Source organism: Lactococcus sp., from assembly GCF_036648155.1.
Classification (GTDB): domain Bacteria; phylum Bacillota; class Bacilli; order Lactobacillales; family Streptococcaceae; genus Lactococcus; species Lactococcus cremoris.
The window spans coordinates 65,981-86,732 of record NZ_JAVXIY010000008.1; the positions used below are offsets into that span (position 1 = coordinate 65,981).

Here is a 20,752-nt window from a genome sequence, read left to right on the forward strand (position 1 = left end):
CTGACGATATAAAAAATTACTGACACAATCATTTCGTCAGTAATTTTCCATTAAATTATTTTTTAGCCGCCCGTTCTGCTTTCCGAGCTGCTCGTCTAGCTTCACGTTCAGGGTCAACTGAACGTATCTTTCTTTCTTTTTTAAGATTTGTCTCTGTACTTATCCCTAAGTCAGTATTTTTCTTAGCCAAGGCTTTGGCTTCACGTTCTAAGAATTTATCCAAATCTCCAGATAATCGAGCATAACGCATAAATCTTTTTCGTGAATCTTTGGCTGCTTTATCATAGAGATTCTCAGCATGCTCTGCGTCTACTTTCAATAAATTTCCAAAACGCGATTGAGTAAGTAAAAAGTCTCTAACTTTACCAAAATCAGGTTTTTTGAAATCAAGAATCATCGGATTTTTCCCCAAATCTTCAAGAAGAGGATTGTAGCGATAAAGTTGCCAATAACCAGAATTAACTGCTTCTTTTGCTTCATCGAGCGCTAAATGTATTCCTCCATAAAGGCCATGTGAAATACATGGTGTATATGCAATAATAACTGAAGGACCCTTAAATTTTTCAGCCTCATCAAAAGCTCGAATTGTTTGCATCATATTGGCACCTGAGGCAATTTGAGCGACATAAACTTCTCCGTAAGTCATCAACATTGCGCCCAAATCTTTTTTGGTACTAGATTTTCCGCCAGCAGCAAATTGAGCAATGGCTGAGGCCGGAGTAGCTTTAGAAACTTGTCCTCCTGTGTTAGCATAAACTTCATTATCCATCACCAAGATATTTACATCAGCACCTGAGGCAACGATGTGGTCTAATCCACCAAAACCAATATCATAGGCCCAACCATCTCCTCCAAAAATCCATTGAGTAGGTTTGACGAATTGGTCTTTTTGTTTGTAAATCGCGTCTAATTTAGGAGAATTGAAATGCTCAGAAGCAAGCATACCTTTCATTTTTTCAGCACGTGCTCGTGTTCCTTCTGAATCCTCTAAATGTTCCACCCAATCTTTGGCCAGATTTTGTAAATCATCCGACATTTCTGGAAGTGCTTCAAGAACCTCTGCTGCTAGCTTTTGGCGACGCGTTTGCGATGCCAACCACATTCCATAGCCATATTCGGCATTATCTTCAAAAAGCGAATTTGACCAAGCTGGTCCTTGTTCCTGTTCATTTGTTGTATAAGGTGTCGCTTGTGTTCCACCATAAATAGCTGAACAGCCGGTCGCATTAGAAATCATCATCCGGTCACCAAACATTTGGGTCAATAATTTGATATATGGTGTTTCACCACAGCCAGAGCAAGCTCCTGAAAATTCAAAGAGCGGTTTTTCAAACTGACTGGCAACAATTGTTCCTGGACGAGCTGGATTTTCTTTTGTTTTAAGCGTTTGTGCAAAAGCCCAATTGACTGATTCTTTTTCTTGACCTTCGTAAGGAATCATTTTCAATGCTTCACCTTTTTTAGGACAAGCTTCAACACACAAACCACATCCTGTACAGTCTTCAACTGAAACCTGAATACGATATTTTAAACCATCAGATCCTTTGTAATCCATAACATGAAAACCTTCAGGTGCTTGGTTCCATTCGTCTTCATCAACTAAAAATGGACGAATAGCGGCGTGCGGACAAACAAACGAGCATTCATTACATTGAATACAAGCTTGGGCATTCCATTCTGGAACTTCCAAAGCAATCCCTCTTTTTTCAGAAGCCGTGGTCCCCAAAGGTTCGTCACCAAAAGTCATGCCATTATCTACTAAAGTTTGAACTGAAAGCTCATCCCCCTCAAAGGCATTGGTTTTATTTACAATCTCAAAAACATATTTTTTACGAGCCGTTTCTTTCGTAACTGCTTCTATAACATTTTCTGTAGTTTCAGCCCAGCTTTCTGGAACAATCACTTCATGCAACCCATTTAAAGCAAGGGCCATGGCCTTCAAATTTTGTTCAACAATAGTTGGTGATTTTTTAGCATACTTTTGTGCATCTTTTTTCAAGATTTCATAAGCTTCATCAAAAGGCATGACATGAGCTAATTTGAAAAAAGCGACTTGCATAATTGTATTAATTCTGCGTTCCATTCCTGTTTCATGAGCAATTTTCATGGCATCAATGGTATAAAAACGAATCTTATTTTCAACAATATATCGTTTCATCTCATTTGGAAGATTTTTTGATAAATGCTCCAAATCCCAACTTGTATTTAAAAGAAAAACTCCGCCTGTTTTTAATCCCTTAGTTAGGTTGTACTTACGAACGTAGGTCATATTATGGCAGGCCACAAAATCAAGAGTAGCAGTCATATATTCGGAATTAATTGGTGAATCGCCAAAGCGCAAATGCGAAATGGTCAGACCACCAGATTTTTTAGAGTCATACTCAAAAGCGGCCTGAACGTATTTGTCAGTATGGTCTCCAATAATTTTAATCGCTGCCTTATTTGCTCCAACCGTTCCGTCAGAACCAAAGCCCCAGAATTTTGCTTGAAAAGTATCTGACGGTGTCAAATCAAGTACTGACAGGTTTTCAAGAGATAAATTTGTGACATCATCAGTAATTCCAATGGTGAAAATACGTTTTGGATTTTCCTTAAGCAACTCATCAAAAATGCTGACAATGTGCTCAGGACGAGTATCTTTCCCACCAATTCCGTAACGGCCACCAATCACTTCTTTGACATTACTATTAAAAAGTGCGGATTGAACGTCAAGAAACAGCGGTTCGCCATTTGAGCCTGCTTCTTTTGTCCGGTCCAAAACGGCCACTGATGTCACTGTTTTTGGCAATTTTTCAAGGAAATTTTCCATTGGAAATGGACGATATAGATGAATATTCAAAAATCCAACTTTGCGACCTTGAGCATTCAAATAGTCCACTGTTTGCTCAATTGTTCCTGCGACTGAACCCATAGAAACAATGACTTCTGTCGCATCAAGTGCACCATAATAATTGACCAAGTCATAGTTTGTTCCACGAAGTTCATTAATCTTGCCCATATATTTTTGGACAATTTCAGGAAGGGCTTCGTAATATGCATTGACTGTTTCTCTTTGTTGGAAATAAATATCTGCATTTTGATTGGTTCCTGAAACCGTTGGATGGTCAGGATTCATTGCCCGCGCTCGAAAATCGGCCAATTTTTCTTGGTTGACCATTGGTAATAAATCTTGATAATCAATAACGTCAATTTTTTGAATTTCATGAGAAGTTCTAAAACCGTCAAAGAAATTCAAGAAAGGAACTGAACCCTCAAGCGTTGCCAAATGAGCAACAGCTGACAAGTCCATCACTTCTTGTACAGATGACTCTGCTAACATGGCAAAACCAGTTGTTCTGGTTGACATGACATCAGACTGGTCGCCAAAAATATTGAGTGCCCCAGCCGCTACGGCACGAGCTGCTACATGAATAACTGCTGGTAAAAGTTCTCCAGCCATTTTGTACATATTTGGGAGCATCAAAAGGAGCCCTTGCGAAGCTGTATAAGTTGTCGCAAGCCCTCCTGCTTTAAGAACACCGTGCATGGCACCTGCTGCACCGGCTTCTGATTGTAGTTCGGTAATCTTTACTCTTTGTCCCCAGATATTTTTACGTCCAGCAACTGACCAAGCGTCAGTATAATCAGCCATCGGAGAACTTGGAGTAATTGGATAAATTACGGCAATTTCTGAAAAAGCGTAAGCAATATGTGCTGCCGCCATGTTTCCGTCCATTGTTTTTTTCATTTTTTCAAACCTTCTCAGGAGAGCATTTATTCGACATTTTTGCGGCATAAAGAGCGGTGTCGGTGTTCTTTATGTGATTTATTACTAAATCGAAAAAGACGAGAGCTTTCCTAATAATATTATTTTGACTATGTTCATTTTAGCATTTTAAAATTAAAAAGTTGAACCTGCTTAGTGTCAATTATCTTTGACATTATCTTTGTTAAAGCATTGGTTATCCGCTCTGTCAGTCACCTTATTATTTACATAGAAAAAAAGATTCCATCAATTAATGACAGAATCTTATGGATTTAGAGGGCTTAAAATTTAATCAACGATACGATGTTCAGTTTGAGCGTCAAAGAAATGTGATTTATTCAAGTTCAAAGCAACTGTAATTTTTTCTCCTGGATTACGGAAATCACGCGCTTCAACACGAGAAACAAATTCAGTTGAACCAGCTTTAAGATAAAGCATTGTTTCAGCACCTAGGAGTTCAGAAACGACAACTTCTGCTTCAATAGTTTGATTTGGATAAGCTTGTTGTGCCAAATTGCTTGCTTGAATATCTTCTGGACGGATTCCAAGAATCACTTCTTTTCCTTCGTAACCTTGTTCTTTAAGCAATTTTGCTTTTCCTTCAGGAAGGTCCATATTTAATCCTTCATTATTTGTCAATTTTCCACCGGTAACTTTGACATTAAAGAAATTCATAGCCGGACTTCCGATAAACCCAGCAACAAATTTATTTACTGGTTCATTATAAAGTTCTTGAGGCGTTCCGATTTGTTCCACGCGCCCCACTGTCCCAGTCTTATCTGAGTTTGGCGATGAAGACATGATAACAATACGGTCAGCAAGTGTCATTGCTTCAGTTTGGTCATGGGTAACGTAAATGGTTGTTGCACCAATACGACGGTGAATTTTCGCAATTTCTGTCCGCATAGAAACACGGAGTTTAGCATCCAAGTTTGACAAAGGTTCATCCATAAGAAAGACCTTAGCATCACGGACAATCGCACGTCCCATTGCTACACGTTGACGTTGACCACCTGATAAATCAGCGGGTTTACGATCAAGCAAGTCAGTCAATCCAAGAATAGCTCCTGCTTCATCAACACGACGTTTAATTTCATCTTTTTTGAATTTACGAAGTTTCAAACCAAAGGCCATGTTGTCAAAAACAGTCATGTGTGGGTAAAGCGCATAGTTTTGGAAAACCATGGCGATATCACGGTCTTTTGGAGCGACATCATTCATGACCTTACCATCAATTTTAAATTCACCTTCGGTAATATCTTCAAGTCCAGCAACCATCCGTAAAGTTGTCGATTTCCCACAACCTGAAGGTCCAACGAATACGATAAATTCTTTGTCTTTGATATCAATGTTGAAATCTTCAACGGCATATTGAGTGGCATTGGGATATTTTTTGTAAATTTTGTCTAAAACAAGTGTTGTCATTATTTCTCCTCTAGTAACTTTTGTTCTTTGTTTATATTCTACTGTAAACGTTTTCTAAAAACAATAAGATAAGTGCCTAAATCTTTTGGGCAGTTTGCACAAATTACTGACAGGATAGAAATTAAACCACACTCTTATCATAATTTTAAAATTATCTTTTCTTTTTGCTGACAGCATCAAAAAAAGTCACTGACAACTCTGTCAGCAACTTTTATCATTTATTAATCTGTTTCATCTTCATCTTTAATCTTATTTGCTTCTTCAGCAAATTTTTGAGCAACTGCTTCCAAAGCTAAAGTTTCTTCATCGCCAATATAATGGTCATCATTGATTTCATCAAGATTGACATACATATCCAAATGCCCTTTTAAATTATCAAATTGAACAGGAGCATCTCCGCCATATTCACCATCCAAATTAAGAAGGATTGATTGTCCACCTAAAGCTTCTATCTCAATTTTACTTGTTTTTATATACTCCAAATTAACATCATCCAAATGTTTTCCATTGGCTACAATTGCAAGTAAAGCAATCAATTCAAATAAATTATCAGTTTTTACTAAAATAAGTGTGAACAGTCCATCATCTAACTTTGCATCAGGCGCAATCTTTTCAAAACCACCAACTGAATTAGTCAATGCCGCAAAAAACATTGAAATATCACCTTCAAAGACCCCCTCATCATGAACAACACGAACTGGCGCCTTGCGGACACGAGGCAAAAGTTCTGCACCTTTGGCTAAATAAGCCAAATAACCAAATGCCGTTTTTAAATGGCTAGGAACACTGTAAGTAAGTTCTGTCAGTCCTCCACCGGCAGCAATATTAATAAAATATTGCTCATCTTTGGTTTCTTTAATAATGGCATGACCAACGTCAATATTTAAAATTTGATTTTTACCAATGATTTCGATTGCTTCCAGTGGTTTTCCTCGTGGAATCTTCAGTGCTCTTGCAAAATCATTCGTTGTTCCCGTTGGGACAATGGCCAATCGTGGTCGTTTCTCAAAGGGAGAAATTCCGGCCACAACTTCATTGATTGTACCATCTCCACCTGCTGCAATGATTAAATCAAATCCAGCTTGCGTTGCTCGTGCTGCTTCTTTCTTAGCCGAATCTTGTTCTGCTGTCGTTTGATAAGCACTTGCTTCATACCCATATTGCTCTAATTTAACCAAAATATCAGCAATATGTTTTTTTATAATTTCTTGACCCGATGTCGGATTGTAAATCAATCTCGCCTTCATCATTTCCCCCGAAAACTTCTCATCCATTCTTTTTAAATTATTTACTGACGGCTTTGTCAGAGAGTAGCCCTTAGGCTTTTGCAATTCTGTCAGTAAATTTTACTCTTTACTCAAATTCTGTCAGCAACTTTTAATCTGAAATAGCTTATAAATCAAGTAAATCTTGTTCTGACCAGATTTCGATTCCTAAATCTTGAGCTTTTGTCAATTTACTTCCAGCTTCTTCACCAGCAACCACTAAATCAGTCTTCTTAGAAACAGAGCCCGAAACATTTGCTCCTAAAGCTTCCAATTTTTCTTTAGCCTCTGTTCGTTTCAAGGTCGTTAATTTACCAGTCAAAACAACCGTCTTCCCCGATAATATCCCTTCAACATTAACTGCGCCTAAATATGCAAAATTCAAACCAGCATTTTCTAGTTCATCCAGTAAAGTTTTGGCTCCAGCTGTTTCAAAATATGAAACCACAGCTGTAGCAATTACCCCACCAAGTGACGGAATTTCCGAAATTTCTTCTTCACTTGCTTGAGAAAGCGCTCTAAGATTAGCAAAACGTTCTAATAATAATTTAGCAGCTTTACCACCTACGTGGCGAATTCCTAAACCAAAAAGTAATTTTTCCGCTGAATTTTCACGGCTTTGCGCAATTGCAGATACAATTTTTTGAGCCAAAGTTTCTTTGACTTTATCGAGGGTCAGTAAATCTTCAACGGTCAATTGATATAAATCAGCAACATCAGTGACTAATTTTTTATCAAAAAGTTGTGAAATTACTGATGGCCCCAAGCCAACAATATTCATTGCATCACGACTAGCAAAATGAATTAACTTCTCTCGGATTTGAGCAGGACACAAAGGATTGACACAACGTAATGCCACCTCGTCCTCAAAATGAATCAAATCTGAATCACATTCCGGACATTGAGTTGGAATTTTTACACGATTATCTTCTCGCTTTGAGAAAACTAATCCTTTCTCTACACTTTGTCTACCAAATCTTGTCCAAACATATTTGTTAGCTCGATGAGTTTTACGAAGATGTCTAGCTGGTTTTCGCTTCTCCAGAAGGACCTTACCAACTTTAGGAATAATATCTCCCGCCTTGTAAATCATTACTTTATCATGATTACGGATATCTTTTTCTTGGATATAATCCACATTATGCAAAGTTGCCCTTGCAACCGTTGTTTGTGCCAAAAGAACAGGTGTCATATTTGCTGTTGGTGTGACAACGCCTGTACGGCCAACCGTCCAATCAACAGATAAAATTTCCGTTTCCGCCTGTTCAGCTGGAAATTTATAAGCGATAGCCCACCGAGGGGCTTTAACCGTAAAACCTAATTCCTCTTGCTCAGCAAGATTATTGACTTTGATAACCACACCATCAATATCGTAAGGCAATTCGTCACGCAAGCGAGTTGCTTCTTCAATAAATTCCCATATTTCATCCAAATTTCGAGCAAATTTACGCTCAGGATTGACTTGAAATCCAAGTTCTTCGAAATATTCTAATACTTCTTCTTGCGTATCATTGGTTGCCGGACTTGCTTCTTGATAAAGGAAAGTTGCCAAACCACGTTTAGCTACGATTTTTGTATCTAGCTGACGTAAAGTCCCTGCTGCTGCATTTCTAGGATTGGCAAAAGGAGCTGCTCCTTCAAGTTCACGCTCAGCATTTAGTTTAGCAAAATTTTGACGCGGTAAATAAGCCTCTCCCCGTACCACAATATCAATGGCTTCTTTTAATTTTAAAGGAACGTCTTTAATCCGTTTTACATTTTCTGTGATATTTTCACCAGTTGTTCCATCACCACGGGTTGCTGCAGTCACGAGTAAGCCATTCTCATAGTAAAGAGATAACGAAAGACCATCGATTTTTAATTCACAAATGTATTCTGGATTAACAATCTCTTTACGGACACGCTCTTCCCAAAGGGCTAATTCTTCCCGCGAAAAAACGTCCCCTAAACTATAAAGATTATAAGGATGTCGAAATTTCACAAAGCCATCTAAAATGACGCCACCAGTCCGATGAGTGGGAGAATCTGCTCTCACTAACTGAGGATTTTCTTGCTCCAATTTCACTAATTCATGATATAGGCGGTCGTACTCACTATCCTCTACAGACGGCTCATCTAAAGTATAGTATTCATAGGCAAATTGATTAAGCTGATCCGTAAGCTCTTTAATTTTTGACTCGATATTCATAGCTCCTATTTTAACACAAAAGACGGGTTAGTATGATTACCAAAACACATCAAATCCTCTAAGTTTTCTTTAATAAATTGATTCAATAAAAAAATAAAAACTCGCTCTTTTAAGCAAGTTTTTATTTTTTTAGTAAGGCGACGGTCGCCCTTTTTCAGCTATAAACAGCAAGGGATAGGCATATTTTGTCCCTATTTTGTCCCTACAAAAAATGCCAGCAAATTGCTGACACCCATGTTTAAGACTTTCATTATATCATATAAAACAAATAAAAAAAGCCTGACCGAAGCCAGGCATGATTGTTAATAATTTAGTGTTTGACCAGCATAAATCAAATTAGGGTTTGAGATGCCATTCATTGAAACTAGACTTTGAACAGTTGTTCCTAAACGGCTGGCAATTGATGAAAGGTTATCTCCAGAACGTACGGTGTAAGTTCGTGCTGTAGTCCCAGATTGACCGCCCGTGAAGCGAATAATCTGATCAGTATAAATCATGTTCGGATTAGATAAACTGTTCTGACGAGCCAATTCTTGCCAGTTGGTTCCCCAATTTGAAGCAATTGCACTCAAAGTATCGCCTGATTGGACGATATGAGTTTGAGTATTCCCAGTTGAATTACTTCCGCCTGTATCCAACGCTTGAACGTCACTTGCTGCAACCCAGCTCATAATATTATCAAGCAAGACTTTATTGCCAGATTTTTGAAGGACTTTATAGGAGTTTTCCTTAACCCATTTAGGGATTGCTTGTCCCGTTGAGTAATTCGTTGCACTGAACTTGATTGTGACAGTCATACCTTCTTGAATTTCACTTGGTGTCACTTCGTTGGCATCCTTACCATCATCAGTGGCTGGTGTGTCAGTATCTGGTTTAGTTGCGTTCCCGCCTTCATAACCTTTGTCAGTGATTCCTGTTAGATCCACATTGCCATCAAGTTCTCCATTGACATAGTTTGATGTAAACTGCCAAATTTGTATATTATCATAACTTGGAAAGTCACTATAATCAGGCGCTGATTTTATAGTATTCCAACCATAACCAGCCATCCATAATCCATAGTTTTTGACAATTTTGTCTAAGAAAAAATTATCTGTAAGATAACTTTTATATCCATAAAGAAGTGGAGTATAACCATGATCTTTGATATATTTCAAAGCCCACAATGTAACGTCAGTTGATTGCATTCCAAACTCTGCATCTAGTGCCACAATTGAGCCTTTAGGCGTTTGAATTTTGGAAAGCATTGTATCCAAAACTATTTTTGCAGTATTATAATCAGTGACATCTTCCCACCAAATATAGGTATGTGCTCGCTTGCCTTGAGCGATAGAAGATTGGACTTGGGTTGGATAAGTTGATTGCCAGTAAATTCCATATTTATTGTGACCTCCAATTTGAGAAATCACGAACTTATCAGTCGGCAACCCTGCTTTTCCATAGTTATCGTTATACACTGACCAGTCCACCCCTTGGTCACCGACTGCCGCAAATACTGGTCCACTTGCTGCGACAACAAAGAAAGCTACCATTCCAATGGCAGCTTTTTTAATTACTTTTTTCATTTGTTTTCCTCCGTATCATTTGGCTGATTATTATATTTGACAGCACTTACTCCAGCTAATGTTCCCAAGAATACCGTGAATGCATTCAAAGTAATAATAGCTAAATCAGTTCCACCCCAACCGTAGGCTTTACCAATTACACCAATAAAAACACTAAGTGCTGGCAATGCTGTTAAAACAGCCCATTTAATAATGTTATAAACTTTGTCATTTGAAATCATTTTCTTTTCCCACCTTATACCTTTCGTAAATTTCGTGAGCATAGTGATTGCCCCCTAACGCTGTATATTCATCAAAAATACCACTGACAATTTGTAAGCCATAATCATGGTTAATTGCTTCTCCAAGCTCAACACGCTTAATGACTACTAAAAGTATTCTTAATTGCTCCTCTTGTTTCTTGGTCATTCTTCGATACATCCATCCAAAAATACCAGAAATTATAAGAAGAGCGGCCCAATTATCAATAACAAGCTTGAAAAAAAGCCACCCTTCATGTACTAATGCATCCATACCCCCTACTTTCTAAGCTGCAACCGGCCATGGGTCATTAGTAAAGTAACTTCTCACCCCTCGGAAATAACTATTAACCGGAACTGTTTCTCCCATATAGTTTATTTTTCCATCGGTGTTAAAGTAATAATAAGTATCTAAGTGTCTTCCTTGAACAAGGCAATCAACAGACTCCGCTTCAACTGGACGGTACCCCAAAGGAATCATTTCAGTTGGATTCGCCCCGCTTCCAAGCTGAGTAGTATTTGAACCTTTAAATGTAATCGTTACAAGATTTCCAACACGTTTGGCAGTCACTGATAGACCGTAGCCAATTGCAAATGAAGTGGAAATATAAGGTTGAGTTATTACTCCAGAAACAGTTATATTTTTAAAGCTTGTATCATCTACAAAATTTTTCTTTCCAGCAATATCTTCATCACCAGTGTTATGAACAACTTTATCGTTGTCTGCTTTAATTGAGGTTAGATTATCAATTTCATTTTGCAAGTTTCCTGCTGCATCTTCTGAAAGTTGACCCTTGATGTGTTCAAACCAATCTGAAAATACAACTCCATTCGCTTCTAGCTCTGATTTAAATTGTGCCAATAAATCACCAGTCTTTATAGATTCATATGGACTAGAATACCCACAAACTTTAGTATCAGCACGAGTATCCGTAATATTTGATTGAGCAATACTTGATGCATTGGCTGGAACAACTATCGTTGCAATTTGTAATTCATAAACATCTGCAGTTTGGGTAACTTGTGTGCTATTTGTTTTATAAACAACATCTCCTGAACGAGAGGAGTTGTTCCACTGAACAACAAGTGAATCTGTTCTTGATTGTGATGTTAGAGGTGCTGGAATTTGGAAAGATTTTGGGGCAGTATTCATAATCTGCCCCCCTTTGATAATTGCTACTCCTGAACCTACATTAATATTTAAAGATGGTGTATCTGTTTGAACAACTTGAAAACCAGTGTACCCTGGTAATCCAGTATTTGGAACAATTCCTGTGCTAAAAATATTAGCATAAAACTGCATCCAATCTGCTGGTCCATAAGCCCTATCTCCATTTGCTGATACAAAGGGGAATGCCCATACTGCCATAATTATTACCTACTTTCTTGTTAATTTTTTTATTAATGAAACTCTATCCTTATCAAAAGTCGGATCTAAATGATATCCACCTTCCGCATCCCAAGTTTCTTGCATTGATGTTAAAACTGAAGATTTTGTAATACCAAATCTTTGGCTAGTTACTCGAACTGTGTCTCCAACTTCATAATCTTTTCCATATTGAAAATTAAGGTTATTAAAATTAATTTCACCACTTAACTGGATGACTTCAACACGCTCTGCTAAGGATTGCTGTCCTCGTTGCATGAGCTGAGCCTTGTAGTCTGCATCTGATAGATTTACTGTTGCTCCATTACCATTTGTAGAACTTTGTTGTAAATCACGAGCATCTACATATAATTCACGACGTTCAATGCCTGTAAAGCCGTCTCCAATTAAAACATTTTTTCGAGCAGTTCCTTCTCCTTCACCAAAAACATAAGCAGTAGTTGATAAATCTGAATTATCCCTAACAATATTCTCTGTTTTAAGTCCTTCATCGCTTAAACTAAATTCAACACCACCGTCACCACTCAAATCTCGCCCTTTATAGAGCTGAATTTGAGCAGCCGGACTTTCTAGATTTGTTGCCAACTCTCGAATGCAAATTTGATTACTATCTGCCAGTGAAGAAATTTCCTCACTAACTTTTCCATAACTATTTTGATAATTAAGTGCAGTAGTTTGTAAATCATCTGGTTGTTGAATTGAGAGAAAATTAAAAGAGCGAGATGCTCCTGCTCCTGTAACAACGTGGTTATTGATGAGATCATAAATAATCTGCTCTGGCTTTTTATTAAGTACCGAATAGGTAGATTTAATGATTCTATCTTTTGCCTTACCCAATAAACTTTTTCCAGTTATTGTAATTAGATTTGATTGAGAACTATCAAATTTAACTACATCTATATAGAAATAGCAGTCCTTAATCGAAAGAATATTTTCCTCAATAAAGTAAGGAAGATATGTTGGAATAAGTGGCATCGTTAATTGGAAAGTATTGAAAGAGTAAGCATTCCAAACAACAATACAACTTTTAAAAGTGTCTAGTATTCCTCTTGACAGATATTTAAAACCAGATTGACGTTCAAAAATCTCAATAGATAAATCGTTTTGCACTTTACACCCCCACTAATAACGGATTATATTTCATATCCGCTATCATATTTTCAATGCCATCATCTGCTTCTAATTTAAAATAATTAGTAGCTTGATTATCAATCTGAAGAAATGTTGAGCCTAGTTTACGCATTGAAAAGCCATTTTCACCATTTACAAGGACCTGTTTTTTTCCATGATTTGTATTAATATAAATAACATCACCGGCTTTAAAAGTATGGTTGAAAGAAAAAAACTCTTGAGAGTAAAGATTAATAAATCGGGGATTGACAACTTCCGCTACACATTTAATATTAATTTCCATTCCAATGGCGACATCCCCTTGATTGGTAATTTCTATTTCCTTTCCTGAATCTACTGTCGCAAACTTATACTCAGGAGTAATAATCAATGGCCATACGAAAAGATTTGTTGTCTGTCCTAATTGTACTGTGTAATCAATATTAGAAACATCTCTCCAGTACGGGTCTAGTGCCCTTAATTGAATTGTACCTTTTTGATATTTTGGATCAAAACCTTTCAGAACTTCTACATCAATTTCATAAGCAGTATTAAGAACTTCCCATTTTAGAGTACCTAACAATTTAGGATTAAAAGCGGACATCAAGTTATGCTTAAAACTCTCTCTTTCTTCAAATGATGTTCCCTGTACCAAAACTTCTATTTCTAAGTCACGATAAGATAAAGAAGAATGTATCTTTTGTTCTCCATCCATTCCAAATACTTTTTCACTACTGATATTATTTTCTGGTAAACCAAATCCTGAATAATCCATTAAACGAAAAGGGGCAAAAGGCCCCATTATAATTGTATTTCCATTGACATTGGTATAAGTCATTTTAACTTTAGCCATAATTCCCCTTTCCTATCCTATTTGATAACCTAGTTCTTGAAGACCATTCAAGGTCTGGCGCTTAAGTTCTCTTTCGCTTGGATTCTCTTGAACGTAAATCGTTTGTTGAATAGTTGCTGATTTTGTTGTTGTAGAACTTGAAACACTTGCACCAGAGGATTTACCCATTATTGCAGTTGCTTTTGAAATTCCCCCACTTCTTCCGATGTTTAAAGCAGTTTCGGGTGTAACAGTTGCCATCATCTTTTGATTCAAGTCTGCAAGTGCTTTAGTTGCATCACTTGCATTTGCGGTGATACCAACAGCAATACCAGAAGGGATGAACTGACCGACCTCATCTCTAAATTTTCGAGATGGAGAGTGGATTCCTAGAAAACTTTTAACTTTATCTACAGCACCTTTTGCCATATCTTTTACTGACTCTGCTAGCCTTCCTGCTGCTCCTGAAACCCCCTGGATAATTCCATCCACAAGGTTAGAACCAATAGAACCTAAATCACCAAAAGCACCAGAAATCTTTCCTGGAATGCTTGTGAAGAAGCCAGAAATTGAACTCCAAATTTGTCCTGCTTTTTGAACTAAAGCATTAATCAATCCTTGAATAAGTTGTCCACCAGCACTAGCTAGACTTCCCATTAATTGAAGAACCCCTCTTACAAGAGCCGAAATTAACTGAACACCAGCACTCAATAGCGTTGGGACAAGTTTAATAATCGCTCCTAGCAAAGCAGCCATCAATTGACCGATAGCTGAAAGAATAGCTGGAAGGTTTTTGATTAAACCTGAGACAAGAGCACCGATAATTTGAATACCTGCGCTCAGAATTGTTGGTAGTAAAGTTACTATTGCATTAAGTAGTGCTGTAATAAGTTGCACAATTGCTGAAATGATTTGTGGAAGCGCTGAAATAAAGCCATTAATTAAAGCCATTAAGATTTGAATCCCTGCATTAATAACTAAAGGAATTAATGGAATAATCGCATTGATCAAAGCGTTAATAATCTGTAGGGCTGCAGAAATAAGCATTGGTAAAAGCTGGATAATTCCTGTAATCAGTCCATTTAAAATGGTAGCTCCAGCAGTGACTAGTAACGGTAGCACAGCAACTATTGCTTGAAGTAATCCGTTTATTAATTGTGTTGCAGCACTAATCAATAAAGGAAGTGCACTGATAAGCCCCGAAATTAATCCATTTAAGAGTGTTATTCCTCCGGTAATAAGCAATGGTAAAGCTGTTGTTATTGCATTGGTTAATCCCGTAATAACTGTAGTCATCGCCGTTACTAATAAAGGAATTGCAGTTACAAGCCCTGAAACTAATCCGTTTAACAATTGGATTCCACCTTGAATAATCAGTGGTAGAGCACCGAGTATTGCATTCAATAAAACCGTAATCACTTGTGTAATCACTTGAGTAATAATAGGAATTGCTGTAGTCAACCCTTGAACCAAACTGTTTATTGCTTGCGTTCCGACAGATATAATCTGAGGGAGCGCTGCCAATATTCCATTGATTAGACTAATAATCAAATTTGTTCCAATCTGGATAAACTGGGGTAACAATTGTCCAACTGTATTAATCATGCTAACGATATTATCGACAATCGCTTGAATAGCTCCATTTACACTCCCTGTTTGAATAAAAGCTGTAATGAATTTTGTCACTAATCCTATCGCAAGACCTATAGGTGCAGAAACACCATAAAAAGCAACCGCTATTGAAGTTAGAACTCCTACAACTGTTATTGCACTGACATGGAAATTACTGATAGCTGAACCTGCACTTTTGAAAAGATTTCCTAAAAAAGAAATAGCAGTGCTAACTGCACCGCTAATAAAACTTACAAAAGGTTGCAATGCTTGGATAGCTTCTGTTACAAAACCTTTGAAGCTTCCCCATGCATTTGACATGCCTGGTAAAAAAGTCCCAGTAAACCATTGAACTACAGCAGTTACAGCTTTTGATGTGTATTGTTCAAAAGCTTGCATAACTGATTGGACAGTTGGTAAAAATGTTGAATTGTACCATGCCACTACACTCGACATAGCCGATTGAATAGCTTTCCATGCTTCTTGTACAATTTTTTGACCGGTCTGAGTTTGAGTGAAGAAATATACTAACCCTGCAACTAGTGCTGCAATTGCAGTCACCAAAATTCCAACCCAATTTGCTTTCATTGCAACATTAAGCGCCCATTGTGCAACTGTTGCACCTTCATTAGCTTTTTGAAATGCTCTTATTGAAGTTGTAACTGCATCAATAATTGCATAAGCAGAAAAGGCTGCTGCTCCAGCAACAAGCGCTACAATAAATGATTCGACAACATCCATATTCTTAGAAAGCAAATCAAGAAATTGTGATACTGCTTGCATTGCACTTGTCAAAGCCGGAAGCACTCGCTCACCTAATGACATGCCCAATGTTTCAGCAGAACCGCTTAATTGTTCCAAAGTACCATTGAAACCTTGCATGTATGCATCAGCCATTTTTTGTGCCGCTGTTTGGTCTTCTGTTGCTTTAATATATTTATTTACACCAGCAGTTCCCTCATTCATAAGAATTGCGGCTGCTCGAGATGCATCAGAACCAAATAATGTTTGAAGTGCTTGAGTTTTTTGTGCTTGTGTAAGATTGCCAAGTTTATCATGAAGTTGACCAGCAATTTCTGAAATACTCTTAAATGAACCATCTGCATTAGTGAAATTCAAGCCAAGATTTTCCATTGCCGCTGCAGCTTTATCAGACTGAGGCACTAGGTTTTGAAGCATGGTTTTAAGAGAAGTACCAGCATCAGAACCTTTAATCCCATTTTGAGAGAAAGCAGCTAGAACTCCCACAGTATCATTAAGTGAAAGTCCAGCGGTTGTTGCTCCTGGTCCTACCTGTGCAAGAGATTGAGCCAAGTCAGAAACATCAGCACTTGAAGCGTTAGCTCCTCCAGCCAATGCATTTGCCACCATTGAAGCTTTATCTGCTTGTAAATGGAAAGTATTAAGAGCATTGGCAGTAATATTAGCTGCATCACCTAAGTCCATTCCTGAAGCCGCCGCTAAGTCCATTGTAGCTTTTAAAGCTCCAGCTTGAACTTGCGCCGGAGTTATACCAGCTTTAGTTAATTCCAGAATTGCTTGAGCTGCTTCATTTGCTGAGAATTTGGTACTTGCTCCCAAGTCTTTAGCTAATTGATTAAGTTTAGCCATTTCTGATGCAGAAGCTCCAGAGTTTGCCTTAACTAGATTCATTGTTTGTTGAAAGTCTGCCGCAGCTCCTATTGATGCTTTGGCAAAAGCTTTAATTCCATTAGCGACTGCTGTTATTGCATTTTGAGCAAGTGCCATTGCAGCACCTACTGCCAAACTTTGTTTAAGACCTTTCCCGGCACCTTCTCCGTCATTTTGCATTTGACGAAGTGCTTTGGAAATATCTGAAGTTCCTTTAACAACTGTTCCATCATTGAGTAAGACATCAATGGTAACAATTCCATCTGCCATTATTCATTCCCTCCTTCCTCTTCTGGTAGGGCATAAATTTCTTGTAATTCACGCATGTTTTCAATTTCTTCAGCGGTAGAATTTTTATCAGGTTTCCAATTACGGATTTCTCGAACTTTATTCAGTTTTGCTTCTGGAGGTAAATCCCGCAAAAGCATTCTAAATTCATCCCAATGAAGTTTACCTAGCTCTTTTTGTAAGTTAATGCCATAGCATTGAACAAAACTTGTAAAGATATATTCAGCATCAAAAGAGAGAGAAAAGTCAGCTTGCGCTGATTTCCTCTTCATTGGATTTCCTAATACATCATAGGTTTCAATTGGTTCATATTCACTAAATATTTCTTCTTTTATTTGTTCAAACAGTACAATCAAATCATCTATCGGAACAAGTTTTAAAATATCTTCGCCAAACAAAAGGGAGCAGGAGGTTATGAGTTTTTCTTCTGGCTCAAAAGAACCATCATTCCACACATCCAAAACATCCAGGACATTATCAAAGCTCAAATCAACGGGATATTCTTTCCCCTCATGGGAAATCTGTTCCCTAAGTTTGTCGTTTAATTTGAACATTCATATCAGCTCCTAGCGTTTTCGTTTTTTGTTTTTCTTATTAATGTATTTCTTTTGAGCATTAAGCATACGACGTTGGCGAGCTTTTGCATCTGCATCAAGTCCACGAAGAGTAGCTTGGAAAATTTCTTCAGCATTTTCAAGCCAAAATGTAACATCATGAATCTTAGAATATAGATCTTCAAAAATACCTGCTCCGTAAATATATTCATACAGTTCTCGGGCAATATTAACTTGTGCAGCGACGCTTTCTTTAATCATTTCTGGTTGTAAAGAATTTTCTTTAGCTGCTTTTTGAATTTTTGCATCAATTGGTTTTAATGTTTGTTCTGCACGTTTTTTCAAAGTATTTAAACCTGAATCGCTCTCATTAATAGACATCAGTCGTGTTACATTTTCTTGAGAAGATTCAAAAAAAATTGTTACTCCTTCCGTAATACGAACTGTAAAACCATTCAATTGGATTTTTGCTTGTACTTCTTGCATTATTTCTCCTTAAAAAATAAAGACTAGAGAAATTCCCTAGTCTTTTGTTAATAGTATTTAAAGTATCACTTCTACGACTGTGCTCCAAGCAGAACCAGTTATGTTTGGAGCGTCATGTAGAGCCGCCGCTTTTTCAACATTTGTTGTTCCACTCGGTGCTACTACGTTATATGCTTGAACATAAAACGGAATCTTATCGCCAGTAGTTGCTCCTACTGGAACATCAGAAGCTGCCAAAGTAAACTTAGTTGTTTCTGAATATCCCATATATTTCGCATCATGCGGATCAGTTGTATTAGCGTCCCCATAGTGAATAAGGTAGGCCACAGCACCAAGTGGTGCATCATATGAAATCTCTATATCACCATTCGATTTCTTAACCCCAGTTACATTCTGGGGCTTAGCTGGGTGTGGATGCTGACTTTGTAACTGTCGGTTGACTTACAAAGTTTAAATCACAAGCAAAATCTTCATAAGAAGTTGCGTCCCCAGACCCTGCAGTAATGGCCATAGCTTTTGCCACACCAATTACAACATCTCCATTAGTTTCAACAATTTTATGGAACAGTAAACGATCATCATCTGTTTGAGTACGTTTCATGCTGGCAACAAGATTTTGCGCTTCATCCGTATTATTTCGGCTACCTTTAACGCCCCAAATTTCAGAACGTCCAGTTAAAATATCAACTTCAGTTCCATCACCAAGATAGTCGCCCGCAGTATCCGTTTTTTCGTCTGATTTATCCTCGATAGTTTGAATATCAAGTCCTAATCGTAACCACGCTTCACTATCTGCTTCTGGTGGTGTTTTCTTATCAGTGCCTGTTCCTGCTGAAATAGGAGCAAGGTAGTGTTCACGTTTTGCATTTTTATTCTTAGCCATTTGCTATTTCTCCTTTATTGGTAATTATTGTCGCTGTAATATCCAAAATAAAAAGATACCAACCCTTTTCATCTCGTTCATTTAACGAAGGTGCTTCTGGTTCTAAAGATTCAAACTCATAAGAACCATTCTGTGAGGGAATATCAAGAGATAAATCACCCAAAGCTTTTGATATTTCCCACATTGTATTATTTGCGATTTCGATGCTTTTGGTATGAATGGCAATCTCAAAATTGAGTGTCATTTTCACCCGTCCAAGCATATCCCCGCCACTAATTCTTCCGCCCGGTAATGCATAAACCCCAAGACTTTCTGTTTCGTCTGGGTAATTCATTACTGCTTTCATTTTCAGACCAGGAATATCATTGATTGATGATGTGAGACATTCTAAAAAGTCATTTGCCAAATCCTGCTCCTTTCACAAATACTTCAGCCCACTTTTTACCATACTTTGCTTTTGCTTTTAAATCCCAACGTGGACCAGTGCCGGGAGTTGTATAGTTCTTAATTGAATAAGTTGCACCCTTTTTCATTATCTTTCCATAATATTGAGCACGAGCATAAGGAGCCTGCCAAACCAGTTGGCTTCTTCCGGTATTAACATGTCCGATAAATCGTAATGCGCCAGATTTTTTGGGAATGTACCTATCCATATCCATAAGCATTTGATTTAGCATTGCATCAGCCCCTTTCCTAAAACGATAAGGGCTTAATTTATTACTAAATCCAGATAAATCAACTTTGATATTCACTCCTACATCTGCCATTAAATCAACCTCACTTCATAAGACCAAACCTCGTCCTTGATTGGATTCTTATTTGGAGCGTATTCTTTCAATACAAATTGATTTTGTCCGCTGTCAGTCACACGAGCTTCAAGAAAAGAGTCATCGATAACAAAATCTTTAGCTTGAGAAGAGAGGTAGATAAATAATGTTGTTTCTTTATTTATTTTTCTGTCGCTTCCAGAACCTGAAAAAGTTGTTTTTGTATCAATTTTGATATTTTCAATATTTAAAGGTTCTGCATACTCTGGGTCACCATAAGCATTTTTCCCTTTCAATTTCTCGACTTTAACAGATTGTTGTAGGAATAATTTTGGGACACTCAACATTAAAGCCCCCTTTCCTTACTAGCATAACGAGTATAAGCTACTCCCGAATACCTAAGACCAACACTCCCCAATAATCGAATTCCTTCACTTGGAATAACTTGAATTAGGTTTGCTGAGTCTTTAAAACCAAGAGATGTTGAACCAATGGAAAGATTTTGAAGTGATAATACATCAACATCAGAAATAATTCCTGTCTGATCCATTTGTTCTATCGTCAAACACAGGGCCATAATGAAAGCTTCTTTTCTTCTTGGACTATCTGAAGTTAAATCATTTTCTTTATAAAAATAATTTGTTTTAGAATCCAAGGCAATCTCGGCTCTCGGTAGTAGCTTGTTAAAAATTTTCTCGTCTATATCTGATAGTCCTGAATATTTATAATCATCATAAGTGATATAAGCCATAATCCCTCCTAAAATAAAAGAGGA

19 protein-coding genes are annotated in these 20,752 nt (G+C 37.5%); all 19 read right to left on the reverse strand.

Annotated elements, in window-relative coordinates; genetic code table 11:
- Positions 1 to 55: 55 nt before the first annotated feature.
- On the reverse strand, positions 56 to 3,727 hold the full coding sequence (gene nifJ, locus RSC39_RS09150) for a pyruvate:ferredoxin (flavodoxin) oxidoreductase (protein WP_332536663.1): 3,672 nt from the start codon (positions 3,725 to 3,727) through the stop codon (positions 56 to 58).
- Positions 3,728 to 4,033: 306 nt separating this feature from the next.
- Positions 4,034 to 5,170 carry a sn-glycerol-3-phosphate ABC transporter ATP-binding protein UgpC gene (gene ugpC, locus RSC39_RS09155; RefSeq protein ID WP_332536665.1) on the reverse strand — a complete coding sequence of 379 codons (1,137 nt, stop codon included), beginning with the start codon at positions 5,168 to 5,170 and terminating at the stop codon, positions 4,034 to 4,036.
- Positions 5,171 to 5,391: 221 nt separating this feature from the next.
- Positions 5,392 to 6,420: a diacylglycerol kinase family lipid kinase gene (locus RSC39_RS09160; RefSeq protein ID WP_081213923.1), complete on the reverse strand. Its 1,029-nt coding sequence runs from the start codon at positions 6,418 to 6,420 to the stop codon at positions 5,392 to 5,394.
- Positions 6,421 to 6,562: 142 nt separating this feature from the next.
- Positions 6,563 to 8,623, reverse strand: coding sequence for an NAD-dependent DNA ligase LigA (ligA, locus tag RSC39_RS09165; protein WP_332536667.1), 2,061 nt, complete (start codon positions 8,621 to 8,623; stop codon positions 6,563 to 6,565).
- A 302-nt stretch (positions 8,624 to 8,925) separates the two neighbouring features.
- Positions 8,926 to 10,188, reverse strand: coding sequence for a LysM peptidoglycan-binding domain-containing protein (locus RSC39_RS09170; protein WP_332536669.1), 1,263 nt, complete (start codon positions 10,186 to 10,188; stop codon positions 8,926 to 8,928).
- Complete coding sequence (locus tag RSC39_RS09175) at positions 10,185 to 10,409, reverse strand: phage holin (protein WP_259762097.1); 225 nt, start codon at positions 10,407 to 10,409, stop codon at positions 10,185 to 10,187. The genes RSC39_RS09170 and RSC39_RS09175 overlap by 4 nt, the downstream gene beginning before the upstream one ends.
- Positions 10,396 to 10,701, reverse strand: a complete 306-nt coding sequence (locus RSC39_RS09180; protein WP_332536674.1) for a hypothetical protein — start codon at positions 10,699 to 10,701, stop codon at positions 10,396 to 10,398. The genes RSC39_RS09175 and RSC39_RS09180 overlap by 14 nt, the downstream gene beginning before the upstream one ends.
- 12 nt (positions 10,702 to 10,713) lie before the next feature.
- Positions 10,714 to 11,796 (reverse strand): hypothetical protein, encoded by a 1,083-nt coding sequence (locus RSC39_RS09185; protein WP_332536676.1) that lies wholly within the window; start codon positions 11,794 to 11,796, stop codon positions 10,714 to 10,716.
- A 9-nt stretch (positions 11,797 to 11,805) separates the two neighbouring features.
- The gene (locus tag RSC39_RS09190; RefSeq protein WP_332536678.1) at positions 11,806 to 12,924 is read right to left on the reverse strand and encodes a siphovirus ReqiPepy6 Gp37-like family protein; all 1,119 of its coding nucleotides are present in this window, start codon (positions 12,922 to 12,924) and stop codon (positions 11,806 to 11,808) included.
- 1 nt (position 12,925) lies between these two features.
- Positions 12,926 to 13,777 (reverse strand): phage tail domain-containing protein, encoded by an 852-nt coding sequence (locus RSC39_RS09195; RefSeq protein WP_332536680.1) that lies wholly within the window; start codon positions 13,775 to 13,777, stop codon positions 12,926 to 12,928.
- A 12-nt stretch (positions 13,778 to 13,789) separates the two neighbouring features.
- On the reverse strand, positions 13,790 to 17,269 hold the full coding sequence (locus RSC39_RS09200) for a phage tail tape measure protein (protein WP_332536682.1): 3,480 nt from the start codon (positions 17,267 to 17,269) through the stop codon (positions 13,790 to 13,792).
- On the reverse strand, positions 17,269 to 17,841 hold the full coding sequence (locus RSC39_RS09205; protein WP_332536684.1) for a Gp15 family bacteriophage protein: 573 nt from the start codon (positions 17,839 to 17,841) through the stop codon (positions 17,269 to 17,271). Before RSC39_RS09205 ends, RSC39_RS09200 begins: the two co-directional genes overlap by 1 nt.
- Positions 17,842 to 17,853: 12 nt before the next feature.
- Positions 17,854 to 18,327: a hypothetical protein gene (locus tag RSC39_RS09210; protein WP_317059281.1), complete on the reverse strand. Its 474-nt coding sequence runs from the start codon at positions 18,325 to 18,327 to the stop codon at positions 17,854 to 17,856.
- A 57-nt stretch (positions 18,328 to 18,384) separates the two neighbouring features.
- Positions 18,385 to 18,654 carry a fibronectin type III domain-containing protein gene (locus RSC39_RS09215; RefSeq protein WP_332536689.1) on the reverse strand — a complete coding sequence of 90 codons (270 nt, stop codon included), beginning with the start codon at positions 18,652 to 18,654 and terminating at the stop codon, positions 18,385 to 18,387.
- Between the two features lie 73 nt (positions 18,655 to 18,727).
- The gene (locus tag RSC39_RS09220) at positions 18,728 to 19,210 is read right to left on the reverse strand and encodes a phage tail protein (protein WP_332536691.1); all 483 of its coding nucleotides are present in this window, start codon (positions 19,208 to 19,210) and stop codon (positions 18,728 to 18,730) included.
- The gene (locus tag RSC39_RS09225; protein ID WP_332536693.1) at positions 19,203 to 19,616 is read right to left on the reverse strand and encodes a minor capsid protein; all 414 of its coding nucleotides are present in this window, start codon (positions 19,614 to 19,616) and stop codon (positions 19,203 to 19,205) included. The genes RSC39_RS09220 and RSC39_RS09225 overlap by 8 nt, the downstream gene beginning before the upstream one ends.
- Positions 19,606 to 19,977, reverse strand: coding sequence for a minor capsid protein (locus tag RSC39_RS09230; RefSeq protein ID WP_332536695.1), 372 nt, complete (start codon positions 19,975 to 19,977; stop codon positions 19,606 to 19,608). The genes RSC39_RS09225 and RSC39_RS09230 overlap by 11 nt, the downstream gene beginning before the upstream one ends.
- Entirely contained in the window at positions 19,977 to 20,324 is a 348-nt protein-coding gene (locus tag RSC39_RS09235) for a putative minor capsid protein (RefSeq protein ID WP_332536697.1), read from the reverse strand. Before RSC39_RS09235 ends, RSC39_RS09230 begins: the two co-directional genes overlap by 1 nt.
- Positions 20,324 to 20,728 carry a hypothetical protein gene (locus tag RSC39_RS09240; RefSeq protein ID WP_332536699.1) on the reverse strand — a complete coding sequence of 135 codons (405 nt, stop codon included), beginning with the start codon at positions 20,726 to 20,728 and terminating at the stop codon, positions 20,324 to 20,326. Before RSC39_RS09240 ends, RSC39_RS09235 begins: the two co-directional genes overlap by 1 nt.
- Positions 20,729 to 20,752: the final 24 nt, after the last annotated feature.

Excerpts from the sequence above, each read along its gene's own strand:
- nifJ (WP_332536663.1), bottom strand. The coding sequence starts at position 3,727 with ATGAAAAAAACAATGGACGGAAACATGGCGGCAGCACATATTGCTTAC.
- ugpC (WP_332536665.1), bottom strand. The coding sequence starts at position 5,170 with ATGACAACACTTGTTTTAGACAAAATTTACAAAAAATATCCCAATGCC.
- RSC39_RS09160 (WP_081213923.1), bottom strand. The coding sequence starts at position 6,420 with ATGATGAAGGCGAGATTGATTTACAATCCGACATCGGGTCAAGAAATT.
- ligA (WP_332536667.1), bottom strand. The coding sequence starts at position 8,623 with ATGAATATCGAGTCAAAAATTAAAGAGCTTACGGATCAGCTTAATCAA.
- RSC39_RS09170 (WP_332536669.1), bottom strand. The coding sequence starts at position 10,188 with ATGAAAAAAGTAATTAAAAAAGCTGCCATTGGAATGGTAGCTTTCTTT.
- RSC39_RS09175 (WP_259762097.1), bottom strand. The coding sequence starts at position 10,409 with ATGATTTCAAATGACAAAGTTTATAACATTATTAAATGGGCTGTTTTA.
- RSC39_RS09180 (WP_332536674.1), bottom strand. The coding sequence starts at position 10,701 with ATGGATGCATTAGTACATGAAGGGTGGCTTTTTTTCAAGCTTGTTATT.
- RSC39_RS09185 (WP_332536676.1), bottom strand. The coding sequence starts at position 11,796 with ATGGCAGTATGGGCATTCCCCTTTGTATCAGCAAATGGAGATAGGGCT.
- RSC39_RS09195 (WP_332536680.1), bottom strand. The coding sequence starts at position 13,777 with ATGGCTAAAGTTAAAATGACTTATACCAATGTCAATGGAAATACAATT.
- RSC39_RS09200 (WP_332536682.1), bottom strand. The coding sequence starts at position 17,269 with ATGGCAGATGGAATTGTTACCATTGATGTCTTACTCAATGATGGAACA.
- RSC39_RS09205 (WP_332536684.1), bottom strand. The coding sequence starts at position 17,841 with ATGTTCAAATTAAACGACAAACTTAGGGAACAGATTTCCCATGAGGGG.
- RSC39_RS09210 (WP_317059281.1), bottom strand. The coding sequence starts at position 18,327 with ATGCAAGAAGTACAAGCAAAAATCCAATTGAATGGTTTTACAGTTCGT.
- RSC39_RS09220 (WP_332536691.1), bottom strand. The coding sequence starts at position 19,210 with ATGGCTAAGAATAAAAATGCAAAACGTGAACACTACCTTGCTCCTATT.
- RSC39_RS09230 (WP_332536695.1), bottom strand. The coding sequence starts at position 19,977 with ATGGCAGATGTAGGAGTGAATATCAAAGTTGATTTATCTGGATTTAGT.
- RSC39_RS09235 (WP_332536697.1), bottom strand. The coding sequence starts at position 20,324 with ATGTTGAGTGTCCCAAAATTATTCCTACAACAATCTGTTAAAGTCGAG.
- RSC39_RS09240 (WP_332536699.1), bottom strand. The coding sequence starts at position 20,728 with ATGGCTTATATCACTTATGATGATTATAAATATTCAGGACTATCAGAT.